25 protein-coding genes are annotated in these 18,914 nt (G+C 69.7%); 13 read left to right on the forward strand and 12 right to left on the reverse strand.

Going from position 1 to position 18,914, the window contains the following annotated elements; translation table 11 throughout:
- Positions 1-207: 207 nt before the first annotated feature.
- Together AC3EO4_RS35720 and surE are read right to left on the reverse strand one after the other, a co-directional pair.
- Positions 208-507 carry an ATP-binding protein gene (locus AC3EO4_RS35720; RefSeq protein ID WP_431899828.1) on the reverse strand — a complete coding sequence of 100 codons (300 nt, stop codon included), beginning with the start codon at positions 505-507 and terminating at the stop codon, positions 208-210.
- Between the two features lie 305 nt (positions 508-812).
- Positions 813-1,688 (reverse strand): 5'/3'-nucleotidase SurE, encoded by an 876-nt coding sequence (gene surE, locus AC3EO4_RS35725; protein ID WP_379573332.1) that lies wholly within the window; start codon positions 1,686-1,688, stop codon positions 813-815.
- A 111-nt stretch (positions 1,689-1,799) separates the two neighbouring features.
- Between surE and AC3EO4_RS35730 the strand changes: the two genes are divergently transcribed.
- Together AC3EO4_RS35730 and AC3EO4_RS35735 are read left to right on the forward strand one after the other, a co-directional pair.
- A complete protein-coding gene (locus AC3EO4_RS35730; RefSeq protein WP_379573331.1) occupies positions 1,800-2,318 on the forward strand; it encodes a TetR/AcrR family transcriptional regulator in 519 nt (172 codons plus the stop codon).
- A gap of 239 nt (positions 2,319-2,557) precedes the next feature.
- The gene (locus AC3EO4_RS35735; RefSeq protein ID WP_431899830.1) at positions 2,558-2,689 is read left to right on the forward strand and encodes a hypothetical protein; all 132 of its coding nucleotides are present in this window, start codon (positions 2,558-2,560) and stop codon (positions 2,687-2,689) included.
- A 67-nt stretch (positions 2,690-2,756) separates the two neighbouring features.
- Here the strand turns inward: AC3EO4_RS35735 and AC3EO4_RS35740 are convergent, their stop codons facing one another.
- The 7 genes from AC3EO4_RS35740 to AC3EO4_RS35770 all read right to left on the reverse strand — a co-directional run bounded on the left by AC3EO4_RS35740 (position 2,757) and on the right by AC3EO4_RS35770 (position 7,127).
- Positions 2,757-3,341, reverse strand: a complete 585-nt coding sequence (locus AC3EO4_RS35740) for a TetR/AcrR family transcriptional regulator (RefSeq protein ID WP_431899831.1) — start codon at positions 3,339-3,341, stop codon at positions 2,757-2,759.
- Between the two features lie 171 nt (positions 3,342-3,512).
- Positions 3,513-3,725 (reverse strand): carboxymuconolactone decarboxylase family protein, encoded by a 213-nt coding sequence (locus AC3EO4_RS35745; RefSeq protein ID WP_431899833.1) that lies wholly within the window; start codon positions 3,723-3,725, stop codon positions 3,513-3,515.
- Between the two features lie 54 nt (positions 3,726-3,779).
- On the reverse strand, positions 3,780-4,064 hold the full coding sequence (locus AC3EO4_RS35750; protein WP_431899835.1) for a carboxymuconolactone decarboxylase family protein: 285 nt from the start codon (positions 4,062-4,064) through the stop codon (positions 3,780-3,782).
- A 529-nt stretch (positions 4,065-4,593) separates the two neighbouring features.
- A complete protein-coding gene (locus AC3EO4_RS35755; RefSeq protein WP_431899836.1) occupies positions 4,594-5,745 on the reverse strand; it encodes a flavin-containing monooxygenase in 1,152 nt (383 codons plus the stop codon).
- The gene (locus AC3EO4_RS35760) at positions 5,745-6,401 is read right to left on the reverse strand and encodes a hypothetical protein (RefSeq protein WP_431899838.1); all 657 of its coding nucleotides are present in this window, start codon (positions 6,399-6,401) and stop codon (positions 5,745-5,747) included. The genes AC3EO4_RS35755 and AC3EO4_RS35760 overlap by 1 nt, the downstream gene beginning before the upstream one ends.
- 361 nt (positions 6,402-6,762) lie before the next feature.
- Positions 6,763-6,963 carry a hypothetical protein gene (locus AC3EO4_RS35765; protein WP_379573325.1) on the reverse strand — a complete coding sequence of 67 codons (201 nt, stop codon included), beginning with the start codon at positions 6,961-6,963 and terminating at the stop codon, positions 6,763-6,765.
- Positions 6,960-7,127, reverse strand: coding sequence for an ATP-binding protein (locus AC3EO4_RS35770; protein ID WP_379573324.1), 168 nt, complete (start codon positions 7,125-7,127; stop codon positions 6,960-6,962). Before AC3EO4_RS35770 ends, AC3EO4_RS35765 begins: the two co-directional genes overlap by 4 nt.
- Positions 7,128-7,210: 83 nt before the next feature.
- Here AC3EO4_RS35770 and AC3EO4_RS35775 point away from each other — a divergent pair, with 83 nt between their 5' ends.
- Entirely contained in the window at positions 7,211-7,351 is a 141-nt protein-coding gene (locus AC3EO4_RS35775) for a hypothetical protein (RefSeq protein WP_431899840.1), read from the forward strand.
- 46 nt (positions 7,352-7,397) lie between these two features.
- On the opposite strand, the gene AC3EO4_RS35780 is transcribed toward AC3EO4_RS35775, so the two are convergent.
- Positions 7,398-7,592 carry a DUF5999 family protein gene (locus AC3EO4_RS35780; protein ID WP_431899841.1) on the reverse strand — a complete coding sequence of 65 codons (195 nt, stop codon included), beginning with the start codon at positions 7,590-7,592 and terminating at the stop codon, positions 7,398-7,400.
- A gap of 424 nt (positions 7,593-8,016) precedes the next feature.
- Here AC3EO4_RS35780 and AC3EO4_RS35785 point away from each other — a divergent pair, with 424 nt between their 5' ends.
- Genes AC3EO4_RS35785 through AC3EO4_RS35795 form a run of 3 tightly spaced genes read left to right on the forward strand, consistent with a single transcriptional unit; the run spans position 8,017 to position 10,316 of the window.
- Positions 8,017-8,499 (forward strand): anthrone oxygenase family protein, encoded by a 483-nt coding sequence (locus tag AC3EO4_RS35785; RefSeq protein ID WP_431899842.1) that lies wholly within the window; start codon positions 8,017-8,019, stop codon positions 8,497-8,499.
- 12 nt (positions 8,500-8,511) lie between these two features.
- On the forward strand, positions 8,512-8,859 hold the full coding sequence (locus tag AC3EO4_RS35790) for a hypothetical protein (protein WP_379573321.1): 348 nt from the start codon (positions 8,512-8,514) through the stop codon (positions 8,857-8,859).
- Positions 8,856-10,316: a multicopper oxidase family protein gene (locus AC3EO4_RS35795; RefSeq protein WP_431899844.1), complete on the forward strand. Its 1,461-nt coding sequence runs from the start codon at positions 8,856-8,858 to the stop codon at positions 10,314-10,316. Before AC3EO4_RS35790 ends, AC3EO4_RS35795 begins: the two co-directional genes overlap by 4 nt.
- Before the next feature lie 105 nt (positions 10,317-10,421).
- On the opposite strand, the gene AC3EO4_RS35800 is transcribed toward AC3EO4_RS35795, so the two are convergent.
- Positions 10,422-11,354, reverse strand: a complete 933-nt coding sequence (locus tag AC3EO4_RS35800) for a LysR family transcriptional regulator (RefSeq protein WP_431899845.1) — start codon at positions 11,352-11,354, stop codon at positions 10,422-10,424.
- Positions 11,355-11,418: 64 nt separating this feature from the next.
- Here AC3EO4_RS35800 and AC3EO4_RS35805 point away from each other — a divergent pair, with 64 nt between their 5' ends.
- The 5 genes from AC3EO4_RS35805 to AC3EO4_RS35825 all read left to right on the forward strand — a co-directional run bounded on the left by AC3EO4_RS35805 (position 11,419) and on the right by AC3EO4_RS35825 (position 15,484).
- On the forward strand, positions 11,419-11,880 hold the full coding sequence (locus AC3EO4_RS35805) for a RidA family protein (RefSeq protein WP_379573359.1): 462 nt from the start codon (positions 11,419-11,421) through the stop codon (positions 11,878-11,880).
- 30 nt (positions 11,881-11,910) lie between these two features.
- Positions 11,911-12,792, forward strand: a complete 882-nt coding sequence (locus AC3EO4_RS35810; protein WP_379573318.1) for an acetaldehyde dehydrogenase (acetylating) — start codon at positions 11,911-11,913, stop codon at positions 12,790-12,792.
- Entirely contained in the window at positions 12,789-13,811 is a 1,023-nt protein-coding gene (gene dmpG, locus AC3EO4_RS35815) for a 4-hydroxy-2-oxovalerate aldolase (protein ID WP_379573317.1), read from the forward strand. Before AC3EO4_RS35810 ends, dmpG begins: the two co-directional genes overlap by 4 nt.
- Positions 13,808-14,617 (forward strand): 2-keto-4-pentenoate hydratase, encoded by an 810-nt coding sequence (locus tag AC3EO4_RS35820; RefSeq protein ID WP_431899846.1) that lies wholly within the window; start codon positions 13,808-13,810, stop codon positions 14,615-14,617. Before dmpG ends, AC3EO4_RS35820 begins: the two co-directional genes overlap by 4 nt.
- Before the next feature lie 81 nt (positions 14,618-14,698).
- On the forward strand, positions 14,699-15,484 hold the full coding sequence (locus AC3EO4_RS35825) for an aspartate/glutamate racemase family protein (RefSeq protein WP_431899848.1): 786 nt from the start codon (positions 14,699-14,701) through the stop codon (positions 15,482-15,484).
- Positions 15,485-15,602: 118 nt separating this feature from the next.
- Here AC3EO4_RS35825 and AC3EO4_RS35830 read toward each other — a convergent pair whose 3' ends face one another.
- Complete coding sequence (locus tag AC3EO4_RS35830) at positions 15,603-16,802, reverse strand: serine hydrolase domain-containing protein (RefSeq protein ID WP_431899850.1); 1,200 nt, start codon at positions 16,800-16,802, stop codon at positions 15,603-15,605.
- Positions 16,803-16,937: 135 nt separating this feature from the next.
- Between AC3EO4_RS35830 and AC3EO4_RS35835 the strand changes: the two genes are divergently transcribed.
- Positions 16,938-18,152 carry a sensor histidine kinase gene (locus AC3EO4_RS35835; protein WP_431899852.1) on the forward strand — a complete coding sequence of 405 codons (1,215 nt, stop codon included), beginning with the start codon at positions 16,938-16,940 and terminating at the stop codon, positions 18,150-18,152.
- A complete protein-coding gene (locus AC3EO4_RS35840) occupies positions 18,149-18,865 on the forward strand; it encodes a response regulator (protein WP_379573312.1) in 717 nt (238 codons plus the stop codon). The genes AC3EO4_RS35835 and AC3EO4_RS35840 overlap by 4 nt, the downstream gene beginning before the upstream one ends.
- The last annotated feature ends 49 nt before the right edge of the window (positions 18,866-18,914 follow it).

Genomic DNA, 18,914 nt, shown 5'->3' on the forward strand with positions numbered 1-18,914 from the left:
CCGCGGGCTTCAGCCCGGTGACCTCGAGCTCCGGCAGTCCGAGCAGGTCCTGGGACCGCTCGCGAGAGCCGAAGACGAGGGCGACGGACTCCGCCAGCAGCCGCCGGCCGACGAAGCCGAGGACCTGCGCCGAGGCCCGGTCCATCCACTGCGCGTCGTCGACCACGCAGAGCAGGGGTTCCCCCTCCGAGACGTCCGACAGCAGACTCAGTACCGCCAGCCCGACCAGGAAGCGTTCGGGCGCCGTTCCTCCTCGCATCCCGAACACCGTCTCGAGCGCATCGCGCTGCGGCGTGGGAAGGTTCTCCACCGATCCAGCAGCGGCGCACACAGCTGATGCAGGGTGGCGAAAGCCAGCTCCATCTCGGACTCGACACCGGCCGCGCGCAGTACCCGCATGCCGGTCGCCGCGTTCTCCGCGTACTCCAGCAGCGCCGACTTTCCGACTCCCGGGGCGCCGTGCACCAGGAGCACGCGGCTCTCCCCCATGCGGACGGCCGCGATCATCTGATCGAGGAGAGCACACTCCGGCCCCCGCCCGAGCAGCCCGACGTTCTCACCGTGCCCGGCGCCCCGCTTACGTTGGCCACGGCCCCCCGCCTTTTGTCCCAATTGCACGACTCTGAATACACCCAGGACACACGCCAGGCCAAGTTTCCTGGTGTTCGCCACCCACGACATCGACAGGCGCTCGCCTACCGCCGGCAGGGCCACAGGCGGATCGGGTGGTCATCAAGAGCACAGCGGGGCACACGTGTGCCCCGCTGTGCTCGCTCACGACCTGCGCGGGCGTGCCCCATGCTGGTGTGGGCTCAGGGAGTCAGGCCCGCCAGCCGCATGCGCAGGAGCGCCGTGACGGCCGGTGAGGCCTCCCAACTGCCGTCGAGGGGCGTGATGGTGACGTGCCCGGCGTCGAGCAGCGTGCGGTCGGCGTCGCGGACCGGGTCCGGCTCGGTGGCCACCACCGGCAGGATGCGATAGCAGGCGGCGCAGACCTCAGGCGCGGGAGCGTACCCGGTGGAGACGAACGACGAGGTGCCCAGCCGGGCGAAGCTCACCGTGCCGTTGGGCTTGACGGGGTAGTTGACGTTGAGTGCCGTCCGTGGGGGCAGGACGTGACGCGAGCTCGCCAGCCGGTCGACGACCTTGACGGCGAAGGCGATGGACTGCTGGGCGCTGGGGAAGGACGGCGGGTTCGTGGTGAGGTCAAGGGCTGTGCTGAAGGCGACCGCGGGCACGCCGTTGTCCAGCGCGGCGACGGTGGCGCCGACGGTGCCGGAGTGGTTGACGACGGCCGCGACGTTCTGCCCCGCGTTGGGCCCGGAGACCACGAGGTCCGGCGGGTTCTCGGCGAAGACGACCCGCAGGCCGAACGCCACCGCGTCGCCGGGACTGCCGTTGACCGACCAGACGCCCGGCGACTTCTCCGCCGCCTCGATGGTGGTGCCGAACCTGGCGTTGAACGCGGTGCCGCTCCCGCTGGAATCGCCTGCCGGGGCGACGATGGTCACCTCGTGCCCGGCCGCGGTGAGGGCCCGCCGCAGGCCCTGGATGAACGGGAAGCCGTAGCCGTCGTCGTTGGTGAGGAGGATCCTGAGCGCTTGCCGCGTGTGGGCCTGCGCGGGGGATGATCCGGTGAGGAAGGCTGTCAGGAGTAACAGCAGGGCGATGAGGGCGCGTTGGACCATGGGGTGCTCCCGTCCCACCTTCGCGCCTGAGGTGTGGTTTACGTTACAGTTTGGAACGTAATGGTGAGATCGGACAGTGCTCCTGTCAAGGGGCGGCCGAGGGATCCCGCCGTGGAGGCGCGGGTGCTGGAGGCGACGCTGGAGCTGCTGGCCGAGGTGGGCTACCAGCAGGCCTCGATCGACGCCATCGCGCGGCGGGCGGGCGTGAGCCGGCCCGCGGTGTACCGGCGGTGGCGATCCAAAGCGGATATCGTCGCGCAGGCGCTGTTCGGCCAGTCGGAGCGCGCGGCACCGCGGGTGTCGGGGGATCTGCGACGTGACCTGCGGGCGTGGGTGGACGCCGTGGTAGCCCGCTTCGGCCGGCCCGAGGTGGTCCAGGCGTTCCTGGGGCTCATGGCCGACCTTCCGGACAAGCGGCGCTTCGGCCTCGAGCTGGTGCGGCCCCGCCGTGCGCACCTGGCAGGGACGCTGGCACAGCCCGGCGTGCGGCAGGGAGTGGAGCAGCAGGTCTTCCTCGAGATGCTGGTGGGCGCGGTCTTCCTTCGCGTGGCCACCGGGCGGGACGTGAGCGAGCCCGCATACGCCGACGAGCTGACCGAGCTGCTGTACCACGCCGTCGCGGGCACGTGACTTCCGTCATCCGCAGGCGAGGGGCCCGGTGTTTTCGGGCTCGCGGTACGGCGGCGCGTCGGCCACGCTCACCCTGCTCGGCGAACTGGCCGAGGACGGGCCGGTGGTGGTGCTGGTCGACGACGCACACGGGCTCGACCTCGAGTCGGCCGACGCGTTGCTGTTCGCTGCCCGAGCCGCTCAGGGAGCTCGCCGCCGGGCCGATCGTCGGCCCGGTACTGCACGGCGACGGCCTGCTCGTGGGCGGGCTGCGACACCGCGAAAGCGCGGACCCCGCCGACCCGGAGGTGATCGCCGCCGCGGGACGGCTGGCGTTTCAGGAGTGGCTGGTCCGGCAACGAGCCGACGCGATGATCACCTGGCGCTGGTGAACACCGGGTCCGTGGAGTGTGTCCGGGCCGTTGACAGGGCGTGGCGTGAGCGGGCCGAGCGGCTGCTCTATGTCGATGGGTCCGTGGCGGGTAGAACCTGACCGGTCAGGGCATCGGTGGCCCAGCTCAGCCACTCCTCGGCGCTCCAGCCGCGCTCATGGACGAGCAGGTGGTAGACCTCAGGCGCGAGTACCGCAAGCATGATGTCGGCTGCCCGCAGCGCGTTGATCCCGTTGCGCAATGTCGTCTTGGCCGACAAGGCGCCGGCGAAGGTCGCCATGACGGTGTGCCGCTGCTCGATGTTGATCCGCCAGAGTTCGGCGATCTCAGGATCGACCGTGGCGGCCGAGCGAACCACCTCGAGGATCGGGCCGACGCGGGCAAGGATCTCCGCGGTCTCCGTCACCAGGAGGCGGATCTGTTCGACCGGCGGCGCGGCCATGGCCTGGGCGACCCAGGGCCGGTCGAGGGTGGCCACGGGTGCGTTGTCGCCGGCGACCTCCACGTCGAGGAGCTCTTTGAGAATGGCCCGTTTGGTGGCGAAGGTGAAGTAGAGCGTCTGGACGGCAACGCCCGCCTCCTTCGCGATGGCCTGCATGGTCGTCGCCACGTAGCCCTGCCTCACGAACAGCACACGGGCGGCGGCCAGCATGCGTGCCCGCGTCGCGGCGGCTTTGGCCGCTCGGATTCCGGGCGCGGGCTGCTGCGGCCTCGACGTCGCCATCCCCAACCCCTCATTTGACGAACTGTAGTGTCACTCTAGCCCAGGGGTCGGCCTGGCCGGGCGGAATCCTCCATCACGCTGCCCGGCCAGAGGTGTGGATCAGGCACTGGCGTGGTCGAAAGACGGCACGACCGGCAGTTCCAGCTCGACGCCCAGGGCCTCGTTGGCGTAGTTGGCGAAGATGTTGTGGGCGACGTTGGCGATGGTTTCCACGATTTCCTCGTCGGTCAGGCCGGCGTCGCGAGCCGCGGCGAAGCGATCGTCGTCGACCCGACCACGGTTGAGGGTGATGGCGACGGCCAGCCGTAGCACGGCGGCCGCCTTGGGGTCGGCGCTGTGGCCGAGGCGGGCGGCGTGAATCTCCTCCTAGGAAAGCTTCATGATGCGGGAGACGTAGGTGTGTGCCGACAGACAGTAGGTGCACCGGTTGATCTCGGAGACCGCCAGCGCGATGCGCTCTCGGAGTGCGGCCGGCAGTACGCCGCCCTTCAGCGCGCCGTGCATTCCGAGGAAGCCCTTGAGCACGGCGGGACTGTTGGCCGGCGCTTTGGCGGTGTTCGGGATGGCTCCCATGACCTGCTTGGTGGCGGCGAGCTGCTCACCTGCGGAGCCGTCGGCGGCGGCTGGGTCGATGAGGTGGACACGGGTCATGGTGACTCCTTCGTGATAGGTGATCGATTCACTAGAGTTGAGATTTAGTGATGGGGTTTGCTCTCCGCCTGAGACCAACCTTCGAGCCGCGCCCGTCGGCTGCCGTAGGTCGGCGTGGAGGCATGGGAGCGTCCATCACAGGACAGGCCTGTATGCGTGGCTCCCGCCGGGAGGCTTCTGCGCCCGCGATGCCGCCCAGCGACGGGCCGAGGATGCCGGCAGGCTGCAGGTCCAGCCGCCCGGTCAGGATGCCGCTCGGGGTCTGCCTGGTTCAGGACGGCGAGGTGATCCGATGTGAAGCCGGCGTCCTTCGCGAGACAGGGCACGATGCCGCCTTCTGACGTCTGGCCGCTCAACGTCGGCGCTCTTGGGGTCGGGGTGGGGCTGGGCCGGATCAGGAGCGTCAGATCCGCGCCATCAGCTCGCGACGGTCGTTCGGATTGACGGGGCGGCGCGGAGGTCCACCGCGCGGGATCGCGAAACGATCAACGCCCCGGCGACGGCGATGACGAGCGGATCCCGCAAGGCCTCACCTTCCCTGCTCCACACCGGCCAGATGTCGTTCGCGGGTTCGCGATCGTGCCCGTACGATCGCGCGGGCGATACGCCGCGCCTCGATGGGATGCTGTCGGAGGTTGCCCTCGATCGCGGTGCGGTAACCGATGAACCACAGCCCCGGCGGTGACCCCGCGGCCGGCAGCCCCTCGGCGTTCAGCACACGCAGGTGGCCCACCAGCGGTTCCAGGCCTGGGCGATATCCGGTCGCAGCCAGGACGAGGTCGGGGCGGACGCGGCGATCGTCCCGCAGGACGACGTCCTGGCCTTCGAACCGGCTGATCTCCGGCACGATCTCCAGTCGCCCCGCCTTGAGATGCCCGACGAAGCCCTGGTCGACCGCGACGGTGACGCCGGTGGTCCGCATTCGCGCGTAGGGGCCCAGCGCCGGTGCGGGGAGCCCGTAGCGGGAAAGGTCGCCGAAGGCCAGCCTGGCCACCGATCGGGCCGCCGCGTCACGCAGACGCTCGGGAAGTATCCGCAGCCAGGGGGTCACAGGATGAAGTGGCAGGCCGGCGATTTCGCGGGGGAGGATGTTCGGTGGGGTGCGGACCGATACCCACAAGCAGTCCACACCGGCGTCGACCAGGTGGCCGGCGATCTCCACGCCGGAGTTTCCGGCACCGATCAGCAGGACCCGCAGACCTTCGAGGTCTGCGGCCCGCCGGAGCTCGGCGACGTGGACCACAGGCCCGGCGTACTGCTCCTGGCCGGGCAAGCCAGGCAGCCGGGGTACCCGGTCGTGCCCGCTCGCGATGATGACATGATCGGTCTCGTAGTCGCCCGCGGAGGTCGCCACTCGCCAGCCGGCGGGGAAGCGGTCGACGCGCTGCACCGCCACTCCAGTCCGGACGTCGAGCCGCTGACGCCGGGCGAACTCGTGGAGGTAGGCGACGTAGTCGCCGCGGGCCACCCAACGTCCCGCGGAGCGCGGTATGCGCAGGCCGGGTAGGTCCGACATGCAGCGGACGGTGTTCAGGCGGAGCTCCTCGTGGCGTGACCTCCAGGAACTCGCCACGCTGTCCCCCCGCTCCAGGATCACGGCGTCGACGTCATTCCGCCGAAGCATGGCGGCGGTGGCCAGACCGGCGGATCCGGCACCCACGATCACGACGGGCGGCGGCATCACATCATGCCCCGGACGGTCCAGGCGAGCGCGATGTATCCGGCCGCGTACAGAGCGGCGCCGACGACCTCGAGGCTCTGGATGAGCGGCGAGTGAGGACCGGCGACGAAGACGACCAGTCCGCCTACGGTGTACACGATCGCGCCGAGACCGAGCAGCAGGCCCGGCCACCCCCTTCCATGCCGTCCGAGCAGCACACCCAGCACCGCGTACCCGAGCGGGAACAGCAGCAGCGCCGGCAGTACGAGGAGCGCCCCGCCTGCGTCGAGATCGGCGGGAGTGTGGACGATCTCGGGGGCGTAACGGGCCACCGCCGGATTGTGGGAGCCGTCGAAGACGATGACCCCGAACCACGTCAAGGTCCCGAGTATGGCCGCGTACCATCCCAGCGGCCCGCGCCGCCCCAGCGTGACGACCCCGGACGCGAGGATGCCGACCAGGCTGACCGCCTGTAGCACCAGGCCGAGGGCCTGCAGATCGTGCGTCAATCCGTAGAGCTGACCGACCGCCGCGACGCTCTGCCCATCACGTGCTGGATGCAATGCCGTCCCGAGCAGGAACACCGGCCCGCCGATGAGCGCCGTCGTCCTACCGATCGTGCCGGACAACCGCCGGCCCCTTGCGGGGTCGACAGTCGACTGTGCCGGATGGGCCATCAGGTGCTCCTCAAGTCGAAAAGGTTGATGCCGTGGTGGAACAGGTCCCCAGGGATAGGCGGGATGGCCGTCCCCCTCGTGGGCGCGTGCATCACCGCCGACGCGCGCTCGTGCGAACGCCGCTTGCCAGGAACCGCTGGAAGCGCGAATGCCCGGCGAGGCGGAAGGGGTCGGAGAGCGGTTCGGGTGACGGCCTCGCGCCAGCAGCGAATCCGCCGTTCGCGAGGATGCCTCGGCGCCGCGGTTTCGCTGGAGGCACGCTCCAATGAAACCACTAGAGAGAAACTCTAGTCAAATGACGGCGTCTTCACAGGGTGGTAGCGGCGTTCACTGAAGCTTGACTACGATTATCATGACCCGGTCATGCGACGATCTTCAGGCGCCGAAGCGCATCTTCCATGGCCGCCTCGAAACCGGAATGCCGCCTGGTCATCCCCACAACCCCGGCACGCAGCTTGAACGGCAAGCCTCCCTGGGCCGACTCTTCGTCGTCTTCCGGCCGCGTTCTGGAGAAGCTCGGCATGCGCCGCGAGGCCCGATTCATCGACAGCGGGCAGGTCAAGGGCGAGCGTCGTTTGCGGTGGCGTGGCCCGGCCGGCACCAGACGGCGCTGGGATCTTCGACCTCGCAGCGGAGCAGCCCATCCTCGAAGAACAGCGTGAGCCGGATCATTTCCTGAGTGTGTTGCAGCGAGTTGGCGACCAACTCGCCGACGAGCAACTCCATGACGGCGCCATGGGAGCCGAGCCGCCGGCCGGCAGGCCAGGAAGCCTCGCGCCAGGTCGCATGCTCTGCGCACGGAGGCCGGCTTGCGGGTCAACCACCATGAGGCGATGTGCCCGGAGGCCGGCTTCCGCAGGCGGTTGAGGGCGCAGGCGAGCCTGCGCCAACGGCACGCGTACCCGCCCGCGCCGATCGCCGGCGTCAGGAACGACGGCAGGGCGGCCTAGAGGCGGAACGTGCTCATCCACTCGGTGGCGGAGCCGGAGCGCGAGTTCATGCCGCACGCTCGCACGGGCTGCGGCGGGCGGGGATGCTGCGCCCGTCAGGCAGCAACTCGCCGGTGTCGTCGAAGACGACCACTCCGTTGCAGAGCAGCCACCATCCCTGCTCCGGGTGGAAGGCGATGAGCAGAGCCGCCTCGCGATCGGGTGCGTCGGCGGGCGGGCAATGCGGCTGGTGCTGACACATGACTCCCCCGTTCCATGCTTTGGAATGCGTTTGATTCTGGTGAGTACGCTGATCACTAAGGGCCGTATTCAACGCAATCAAACGTCTTCCTTCAAGTGGAAGTCCGTCTGCGTGGATGTGTCAAGGGACTTGTTGCTTAAAGTTGTTTTTGCTCGTGTACGGGCGAAGGAAGGCCTCGCACAACGGCCGGTCTCCGGCACGCGCCCGCGTGCGTGAGTCCTTCGTGAAGGTCGCAGGCGAAACACCGGGTCGTGAAGCGGATGGCGATCGCGGCATCCGAGGGAGCGGTCGATGACCGTCCCTCACAGCGGGCGGGACTACTCCCGGTGTCGTAGATCGGCGCATTCTTCATCCCGCCGTCGTACGGCGGGAATCTCCCCTGGTGGGACGACCGTGCTCGGCGACCGGACGACGATTGCGGGTCATGAGAACGCCAGTCAGATCTGTCCAAGGGGCCGCGTTGCTGACCACCGGCCTGCTCGCGGGCGCGTTCGGGTACGGGGCCGCCAACGTGGTCCCCACGTTCGCGGCCGTCCCGCTGGATGTGCGCCTGACCTTCCACACCACGATGATGAAGGTCAACGAGCCGGTCATGCGGAGCGCGATGGCGCTGGCGATCCTCACCTCGTTCGGCCTGGCGGTCGTCACCCGCGGCCTGTCACGCCGGCTCGCGATCGGCGCGGGCGCGCTGGCGCTCACCTCACTGCTGGTGACGGTGTTCGGCAACGTTCCCCTGCATGCGCACATCCGGCAGTGGGCCGCCACGTCGGTCACGCCTGGCTACGTCGAGATCCTGCAGAGGTGGGAGCTGTTCCACACCCTGCGCACCCTGACGGCAGTGGCCGCTTTCGTGCTGATAGTCAGCGTCGCCGTCTTCGTCCAGCCCACCATCCGTTCCCTCCGATAAAGGAAGACGCCCATGTTCATGCGTATCGCGATCACCACGCAGACGGTCGCCCTGCTGGTCCAGGCGGTCACCGCTGGTCTGCTGCTGTCCTCGCCCGACGGGCGGACGATGCACAGCGCCTCGGCGATCGCCGTGGCGGCCGCCGTGCTGTTGCACCTGGTCGCCGCGCTGGTGACACGACGGTTGAGCGCCATCCCGCCCGCGGCCGGCATGCTGGTGATGACGCTGGCGCAGATGGCGCTGGGCCTCGCGCACGTCAAGACGCTGCACGTCCCGCTCGGCGTTCTGATGTTCGGGGTGAGCCTGCTGCAACTCGGCCGTGCCTGGTCCGTCCGCCGCTCCACTGCGGTCGCGGCATGACGATGAACCGGCGGCAGGCGCTGCGGCTGCTGGGCTTGGGCGCGGTGCTGAGCGTGTCGGGCTGCTCGCTGCCGGGCCGTACCCCGCTGCCCAGACTTCTGGCGAGCACAGCCCCGCTGCCTGCGCCGTACACAGTGCCCCTGCCGCTGCCCGCGTCAGCGGAACCGTCCAGGACCGATGCCACGACCGACTACTACGATCTGGTCCAGCGCGCGGTCGACGTGGAGATCCTGCCCGGGCTGCGCACCCCGATCTGGGGGTACGGCGGGCAGTTCCCCGGACCGACCATCCGGGCGAACAGCGGCCGCCGGACGGTCGTGCGCGTCACCAACGGTCTCGGCGCGCCCACGGTCACGCACCTGCATGGCGGGCACACACCACCGGAGTCCGACGGGTACCCCACCGATCTGGTTCAGCCGGGTGCTCACCGCGACTACGCCTTCCCCCTGGAGCAGCGGGCGGCCACGCTGTGGTACCACGACCACCGCATGGACTACACCGGACCGCAGGTATGGCGCGGCCTGGCCGGGTTCTTCCTCGTCGCGGACGAGGAAGAGGCGGCGCTGCCGCTGCCGTCGGGCGAACGGGACGTGCCGCTCATGATCTGCGACCGCTCCTTCCATGCCGACGGCACCATGCCCTACCCGGCGCGTCCCGACGGGCCCGGCGCCCAGGAGGCGTTCATGGGCGGCGTGCTGGGTGATGTCATCCTGGTCAACGGCGCACCCTGGCCGCGCCTCGGTGTCGACCGTGCCCGGTACCGGCTGCGGCTGCTCAACGGCTCCAACGCGCGCACCTACGAGCTGGCCCTGTCGCCCGGAGGCACGCTGGTGCGGATCGGCAGCGACGGCGGGCTGCTGGCGGCCCCCCGGACCGTCGATCGGGTACGGCTGGCGCCGGGCGAGCGCACCGATGTGGTCGTCGACTTCGCCGCGTATCGAGTGGGCGATCACATCGAGCTGCACAACCTCCTGGGCGAAGGAGCTCAAGCACGAGTGATGCGCTTCACCGTCGAACGCGACGCTCGCGACGACTCGGCGATCCCGAAGACGTTGTCACGCGTCGAGCACCTCGACCCTGCCAAGGCGGCGGTGACCCGCGACTTCGAGTTCACCAGTGGCGACATGCACGGTCACACCGGCTGGCTGATCAACGGCAAGCCCTTCGACGCCCGGCGCGTCGATGCCCGGCCGAAGCTCGGCCAGGTCGAGATCTGGCGGCTGACCAGCGACGTCGCACATCCGGTGCATCTGCACCTGGCGGGCTTCCAGGTGTTGTCGGCCGGCGGCGAGCGCCCGAGTGGGCCGCCGGAGTGGAAGGACACCGTCGAGCTGCGAGAGGCGCAGACCATGGAGATCATCACCCGCTTCACCGGCTACCGGGGCCGCCACGTCATGCACTGCCACAACCTCGAGCACGAGGACATGGCCATGATGAGCACCTTCGAGGTGGTCTGATGAGAGACGTTCACGCCTTCCTGACGTGCCCACGTCAACGGAGGAGACGGCCGCGACCCGCACAGAGCCGCCGAGGCCGCCCGCGCGGTCATTGTCGCCCGCATCTCAAAGACGCGCGGGTGCCTCGACATCCTCCGGGTCTCCGGGGAGCGCGGTGGCGTTGACGATCGCCCAGAATCGGGCCAGTAGCGGATTGGCATCGTCCTTCCGCCAGACCAGGTACACCACCGTGGTTGTGCCGGCGAGACGACGAGCGACGACGCCTTCGCGGTGGAGTACCCGGTAGGAGTCGGCCATGACCGCACCACCGAATCCTGCGGCGGCGAGGGCGAGGATCGTCTGCACTGTTCGCGCCTCCGCGCCGATTCGCGGCACGACTCCCGCTCGGGTGCACAGCGCCAGGACCTCATCGTAGGCACGAGGTGACGCTTCCCGCGGCCAGAGGATCAGGGGGAGGTCGCCGAGCACGGTCACCGGGGCGGGGTCGCGGCGCTTGGCGAGCGGGTGCGCGGCCGGCAGGAAGAGGGAGAGCGGTTCTCGAATCCAGGCCCTGCCGGCCAGGCGGGTGTCGTGGATCGGCAGCCGCTGCACCGAAACGTCGAAGGTGCCGTCCACAACCCCTGCCGTGAGCTCGACGTCGTCGAACACCTCCACCAGCCGGAGGTCGACGTCGGGCAGTTCGGTGCGGAATCGGCCCAGGACCCTGCCCAGTGCACCGTGGATGGCCGAGGCGGTGAACCCGATCGTCAGCCGGCCGGTCAGGCCCTGGGCGGCCAGTCGTACGTCGTTGAGCAACGCATCGGCCTCGGCCAGCACGCGCGTGGCCCGTTGCAGAAGGGCGGCGCCGGCTGTCGTCGGCGTCAGCCCACGGCCCGAGCGGACGAACAGGTCGACGCCGAGGCGTTGCTCCAGCTCACGCAACTGCCGGCTCACGGTCGGCTGGCTGAGGTTCAACCGCCGGGCGGCGCCGCTGACCGAGCCCTCCTCCGCGATCGCGACCAGGTAGCTGAGCAGGCGAAGGTCATACCTCCAAGGCATGGAGGCCATGCTAATCGATGCCTTGCAGTTACCAGGCGGACCGTTCGTGCCGCAGCATGAAGCCATGCCAAGTCCAGAACGACGTCTGGTGGAACTCGGGCTGCGATTGCCCCCGACCGTGACACCGGCCGGCGCATACGTTCCCGCCGTACGCAGCGGAGACCTCGTCCACACCTCCGGCCAGGTGCCATTGCGCGAGGACACGCTGCTCGCCCAAGGCAAGCTCGGCGAATCGGTGACCACGGCGCGGGGCTACGAGTGCGCACGCCAATGCGCCTTGAACGCCTTGGCCGCGTTGAGGGATGAGATCGGCGATCTCTCGGCTGTGCGGCGGATCGTCAAAGTCGTGGTGTTCGTCGCGTCGTCGCCGACCTTCATCGAGCAGCCACAGGTTGCTGACGGCGCCTCGGATCTGCTTCGCGGCGTCTTCGGACACGCCGGCTCGCATGCTCGCTCCGCCATCGGCGTGGCGGCGTTGCCCCTCGACGCGCCCGTCGAGGTGGAAGTCATCTTCAAGGTCGCCTGAGCGGCGACCAGAGTCACAAAGGAGTTCGAGATGGCCGCGAAGATGGTGGCCGCCATCGTCGGTTCCGGGAACATCGGCACCGACCTGCTGTACAAACTGCGCCGATCCGAGTTCATCGAACCCCGGTACATGATCGGCATCGATCCCGAGAGCGAAGGCCTGCGGCGGGCGGCGGACATGGGGTTGGAGGTATCGGCGGACGGCGTCGATTGGCTGCTCGCCCAAGCTGAGCCTCCCGCGGTGCTGTTCGAGGCCACATCGGCGTACGTACACGCCGAAGCGGCGCCCCGATACGCCGAAGCGGGCATCACCGCGATCGACCTCACGCCGGCGGCGGTAGGCCCGTACGTCGTTCCCACGGTGAATCTGGACCGCCACCTCGACGCGCCGAACCTGAACATGGTGAGCTGCGCGGGTCAGGCCACCATCCCGATCCTGCACGCCATCAATGAGGTCGCCGACGTGTCGTACGGCGAGATCGTCGCCGCGATCGCGAGCGCCGGCGCGGGCCCGGGCACCCGGCGGAACCTGAGCGAGTTCAGCGAGAAGACGGGTCGCGCGCTGATGACCGTCGCAGGAGCCGACGAGGCCAAGGCCATCTCGGTGATCAATCCGGCCGAGCCGCCGATGCTCATGCGCGACACCGTGTACGCCCGTGTGCGCCACAGGAACGCCGCGGCGATCGAGGCGGCCGTCCTGGATGCGGTGGCGCGCGTCCAGCAGTACGTGCCGGGCTACCGGCTGCGTTTCATCGATATCGATGCGGATCTGGTCACCGTGATGCTGGAAGTGGAGGGAGCCGGAGACTTCTTGCCGAAGTACGCGGGCAACCTCGACATCATCACCGCGGCGGCCGTGATGGTCGCCGAGCAGATCGCGGTGACCAGAACCAGAGAGGGAACGACCGCGTGAACACACCCATCACTCTCGTCGACACCAGCCTGCGCGACGGCATGAGCAGCGTCTCGCACCGGTTCACCGCCGACCAGGTCGCGACCGTGGCTCGAGGGCTCGACGCCGCGGGCATCCCCGTGATCGAGGTCGCGCACGGCATCGGCATCGGCGCCTCGTCCATCCAGTACGGCGTCGCCGCCGCCACTGACGAGCAGTACGTGCGTGCGGCGGTCGCGGCGGTACGGGTTTCGGACATCGCGGTGCTGTACGTGCCGGGGATCTCGACGCTCAAGGACCTCGATGCCTGCCGCGAGGCGGGGGCCGGTACGGTACGGGTGGCCACGCACTGCACCGAGGCGGACTGCGCCGAGCAGCCCATCCGTCATGCCCGCGCTCAGGGCATGCGCGTGATGAGTTTCCTGATGATGAGTCACAAGCTGGAGCCGGCCGCGCTCGCCGCGCAGGCGGCGAAGCTGGAATCCTACGGCGCCCAGGTGATCTACGTGGTCGACTCCGCCGGCGCGTTGGTCCCCAGCGCGGCGGGTCGGCGCGTCGCCGCGCTGCGCGAGACGGTGAGCTGCGACCTCGGCTTCCACGCGCACAACAACCTGGGTGTGGGCATCGGAAACGCCCTCGCCGCCGTCGAGAACGGCGCCACCTTTGTCGACGGGTCCCTGTGCGGCCTGGGCGCCAGCGCCGGTAACGCGCAGACGGAAGTCCTCGCGGTGGCCCTCGATCGCGCGGGCCACGATCCGGGGGTCGACGTCTTCACGCTGATCGACGTCGCCGAGCGCATCATGACGCCCTTGATGGCACAGCCACAGATCATCGACGAGACCGCGCTGCTGCTCGGCTACGCCGGTCTCTACTCGACGTTCTTCCACCCGACGAAACGGGCGGCGGAGAAGTACGGCGTGCCCGTCCGCGACATCCTGATCGAACTGGGGCGGCGTAACGTCATCGGCGGGCAGGAAGACATGATCATTGATGTGGCGGCGGAGCTGTCAGGCCGCCTCAGTGCCGTCGAGACATCATGAGCGGCGTCATGAGCGGCGGCAATCTGACCGTCGGAACGATCCGAGCGGCGGCGTCGGCGCTGCTGACCGCCTACGAGAACGGCAGGCCTCTCGTAGCTCTGAGCACGACCTATCCCCGTGCGACGGTGGTCGACGCCTACCGCATCCAGCAGGAACAGGTCCGCGTCTGGACCGCCGCCGGTGACGCGGTGCGCGGCCACAAGATCGGCTTGGCCTCGGCGGCCATGCAACAGCAGATGGGCGTCGCGCAGCCGGACTACGGCCACCTCACCATGAGCATGTTCTACCGGGAGGACCAACCTATCCCCGCGTCGAGATTCCTGCAGCCGAGGATCGAACCGGAGATCGCCTTCGTGCTCAAGGCCCCGTTGCGCGGGCCGGGGGTGACGATCGCCGACGCGCGGCGGGCGGTGGCGTACGTCCTGCCCGCGCTGGAGATCGTCGACTCGCGTATCCAGGACTGGCAGGTCACCATCGTCGACACGATCGCCGACAACGCCTCCACGGGCGCGGTGATCCTCGGTGGCGACGCCACCGCGCTCGCCGAATCCGACCTGCGAACGGCTGACTGCTCACTGCGTCTGAACGGCACGACGGTCGAACGCGGCACGGGTGCCGCCGTTCTCGGGTCGCCGCTCAACGCCTTGGTATGGCTGGCGAATACGATCGGCTTGCTGGGTGTCGCACTCGAGCCTGGACACGTCGTCATGTCCGGCTCGATGACCAGAGCCGTGCCGATCGCGCGTGGAGACAGGGTGACGGCGACGATCGCCGGGATGGGCAGCGTGACAGCCGTACTTGGCTGACCGGCTCCACCCGCTCCCACGCATCTGCCCCTGGACGTCGCATCGCTCGCCGTCGCAGGTGGACCCTTCGAGGAGGAAGCAATGAACCACTTCGGCATTCTGGCCCACAGCACCGAAGGTGCGGCGCTCAGCTTCCTGGCGTACTGCCAGGAAGCATTCCGCCGTACCGGACGTCACGAGCACCCAGACGTGACGCTCGACTACATCGCCTTCGGCTACAGCATGGCCGCGTGGGACGCAGGCGACCATGACGCTGTCAGACGGACGCTGGCCGTGAGCGTCGACCGACTGGCCCGCGCCGGCGCCACCTTCTTCGCCTGCCCGGACAACACCGCCCACATGGCCCTTGAACGCCCCGGCCCCGATCTCCCCCTGCCGGGCCTGCACATCGCCGAGGTGGTCGCCGACCAGGCTGCCCGTGACGGCCGCACCCGTGTCGCCGTGCTCGGCACCAAGTACACGATGAGCGGCCCCATCTACCCTCGCGCGCTCGCGGCCCGCGGGATCGCGACCGAACTGCCGGACCTGGATGACCAAGAGTTGATCAACAGGATCATTTTCGACGAGTTGGTCAACGGCGTGTTCACCGACGCGTCGCGCCAGGAGTACGTGCGCGTCATCTCCGACCTGGCCGATCGAGGATGCGATGCCGTCGCGCTGGTGTGCACGGAGATTCCGCTCCTGGTGACCCCCGATGTATCGCCGCTCCCGACGCTCGACTCCACCCGCCTCCTGGCCGGCGCCGCGTATGAGGTGGCCACCGGCGCACGGCCCCTGCCCTCCTGGCGCGGCGGGCCCTACCGGAGCTCCGACGCGCGGCAGCAGGGCCCGGATGGATCGGCACCACGTCACGACGTCAGTCGATGAAGCCCCTGCCGTCGGGCACCTCGGCCGCCCCGGCAGCGCGGACGACGCGGCCACCCCCGACCGGGGATCGGACCTCGATGCCCGCACGGGGGGCATCGAGGCCGTCCGTGCGGGCGGCCTACGAGGATCGCCGGGCCAGCCGGTCGGCGACGCCGCGGAAGGTGGCCTGCCACTCCCGGTTGTCGACTCCCCAGTCGCCACCGGTGCGAACGACGACGGTGTCGGCGTCGGGTGCCACGTAGATGTACTGCCCGTGGTTGCCCAAGGCGTAGAAGCGGCCGGGCCGCTCGACGTCGACCCACCAGAAGTACTGGTAGAAATCGGCCGGGTCGGTGGTGGTGTCGGCGGCCGTGGCGGCCTCCACCCAGGCCTTCGGGACCACGCGCCTGCCGTTCCATTCGCCGTCGTGCAGGAACAGCAGCCCGAAGCGGGCGAAATCCACGGGGGTCGCATTGAGGCCGCTCTCCATCTTCTCGAACCCCGAACGTCGCGAGTCGAGGCTCCAGGTGGCGTCCCGTTCGGCTCCCAGCGGCTGCCACAGCCTCGAGGACATGTACGCCGAGACCGTCATCCCGGTGGCCCGCTCGAGCACCATGCCGAGGAGCAGCGGGTTGTAGTTGGTGTAGTGCCACTCCTGCCCGGGCGGGCGCTCCACCCGGGTCCCGTTGAGGGCGACGTCCCGCAGGTCGACTCCGTAGTAGGTGAACGTGTCGTCGTCCCATGGCCACGGAAGGTCCGTCTTCCAGAACCGGAGGCCCGACGACATCGTGAGCAGGTCGCGCAGCCTGATCCGGGCGAAGCGCGGATCCCGTCGGGCCAGCTCCGGCAGGTAGTCGGTCACCGGGTCCTCGACGCTCTTGATCCGCCCCTCGGCGATCGCGATCCCGACGAGCGTCGACACGAACGACTTCGCGACCGAGAACGAGGTCTGGCGGGTCCGCCGGTCGGCGCCGCCGAAGTAGCGCTCGTACACCAGCCGGTCCCCGTGGACGACCAGGAACGCGCTGGTGTCGCTCTCGCGGAGGAAGTCGTCGAACGCCGCGCCGCCGGCAGCCGCGATCTCGGTGCCCGAGGGAAGGGGGCCGGCGTCCTTGCCCGCGGGGATCAGCCGGGATGGGAACCTGTACTGGTCTCCCACGTCCGAGTCGTACCACACCAGCGCCCGCGCGATCGTCGACCGGTCGAGTGAGGCCCACGCCCACCCGTAGAGCGCGAGCGCGGCGACGAGCACCACGGCGACGGCCTTGACCAGCCGGCGGCGTCGTGGCCTCGTTCTCCTCTCGTGCCCTCGCGCCGCAGGCTCGATCGTCTCCCGCATGTCATCGCCACCTTCGTCTCGTGTGCGGCCCATGGTCGCGACGGGCGGGTGGCCCCGTCGTCAGCCGAGGGTTTGGAGTCCGCCTCAACCCCAGGGTTGACGTCCGCCGCCGCTGTCCCGCCTAGATTGAGGTCCATGGACTTCCGCACCACGGCCCGCCGGCCGGAACGGCTGAACCCGTGGGCCGTGGACGCCGGCCTGGCCGCGGTGCTCGCGGCGATCACGCTGGCCGAGATCGCCGTCAACGCCGACCGCCCGGACGTGACGGCCTCGGACGCGTGGTGGAGCGCGGCCTTCACGGTGGCCATGACGCTCCCGCTGGTCCTGCGGCGGCGCTACCCGTTCGCCGTCGTGGCCGCCGTGGGCGTCCCCGCCACCGTCTACAACGTGGTCGACATCCCCCCTGACCCGTACACGTTGACGTTCTCCATCCTCGTGGCCGTCTACTCCGTGTCCGCGTACGGCCGGCGGCGCCTCGCCGTGACCGCAGCCGTCATCGCCGCGGTCGCCCTCGTCCTGATCAACCTTCCCGTGATGCCGGACGAGTCCGGCTTCGCCGACGTCGTGAACCAGTTCCTCCTGCTCGGCGGCGGCTGGGTCGCGGGACAGAACAGCCGCTACCGGCGGCGCGAGGCCGAGCTGTTGCGGGAACGCGCCGAGCGGGCCGAGCGGGAGCAGCAGGAGCGCGGGCGCGTCGCCGTCCTGGAGGAGCGCGGACGGCTGGCGCGGGAGATCCACGACGTCATCGCCCACAGCGTCGGCGTCATCGCCGTCCAGGCGGGCGCGGCGCGGGCCGTGGCCGAGCAGCGGCCCGACCTGGCCCGCGAGACCCTCGCCACCATCGAGCAGGTCAGCAAGGACACCCTCGTCGAGCTCCGCAGGGCCCTCGGGGCGTTGCGGGCGGCCGGCCAGGAGACGGACCTGCGGCCGGCGCCGGGACTTGCCGCGCTCGGCGAGCTCGTCGAGAAGGTCGGGGGCGCGGGGGTGCGCGTCTCCGTGAGGGAGCGGGGGCAACGACGTGACGTGCCGCCCGGCGTCGACCTGTCCGCGTACAGGATCGTGCAGGAGGCGCTGACGAACACCGTCAAGCATTCGGGCTCGCCGACCGCCCATGTGACGATCAGCTACGGCCTGTCCTCGCTGGAGGTCCAGGTGATCGACGAGGGAGGCACGTCTCCGGCGCGGGTGTCCGGCGACACCGGTCCGGCCTCGCGGGACGGCGGTCACGGGTTGATCGGCATGCGTGAGCGCGTCACGATGCTGGGAGGCGAGTTCGAGGCGGGCGCGACGGAGACCGGCTTCTCCGTCCACGCCCGCTTCCCCCTGACCTGCGCGAGGGAGGACCGTTGAGCCTGCGGATCCTCCTCGTCGACGACCAGGCGCTCGTCCGCTCGGGCTTCCGGATGCTGATCGAGGCGCAGCCGGGCATGGAGGTCGTCGGCGAGGCGGCGAACGGTGACGAGGCCGTCGCCGAGGCGCGCCGTACCCGGCCGGACGTCGTGCTGATGGACATCCGGATGCCACGCATGGACGGGATCGAGGCGACCTGGCTCATCACCCGGGCGGGGGCGTCCGCCGGGTGCAAGGTGGTGCTGCTCACGACGTACGACCTGGACGAGTACGTCTTCCGCGGCCTCCGCGCGGGGGCGAGCGGTTTCCTGCTCAAGGACGTGGCGCCCGAGGAGCTCGTCAAGGCGATCCACATCGTGGCGGAGGGCGAGTCGCTGCTGTCTCCCTCGGTCACCCGGCGCCTGATCGAGGAGTTCGTGCGGACACCCTCGCAGCCGTCGGCGCCCCGGGCCGAGCTGTCGTCGCTCACGGAGCGCGAGCGCGAGGTCCTCACGCTGATCGGAAGGGGGCTGGCGAACCAGGAGATCGCCGCACTCCTGTCCCTCAGCATGGCCACCGTGAAGACGCACGTGAACCGGGTGTTCTCCAAGCTCAGGCTGCGCGACCGTGCCCAGGCCGTCGTCCTCGCCTACGAGTCCGGCCTCGTCCGCTCCCACGACGCCCGAGCATCGGGGAACGGACAGGGTCGTCGACCGTGGCCGCCTGACGGGTGAAGCCTGAGGGGCGACGACCATGCCCGTCACGGCGAGAACCGTGAAACCG

This window comes from Nonomuraea sp. bgisy101 (genome assembly GCF_057708945.1).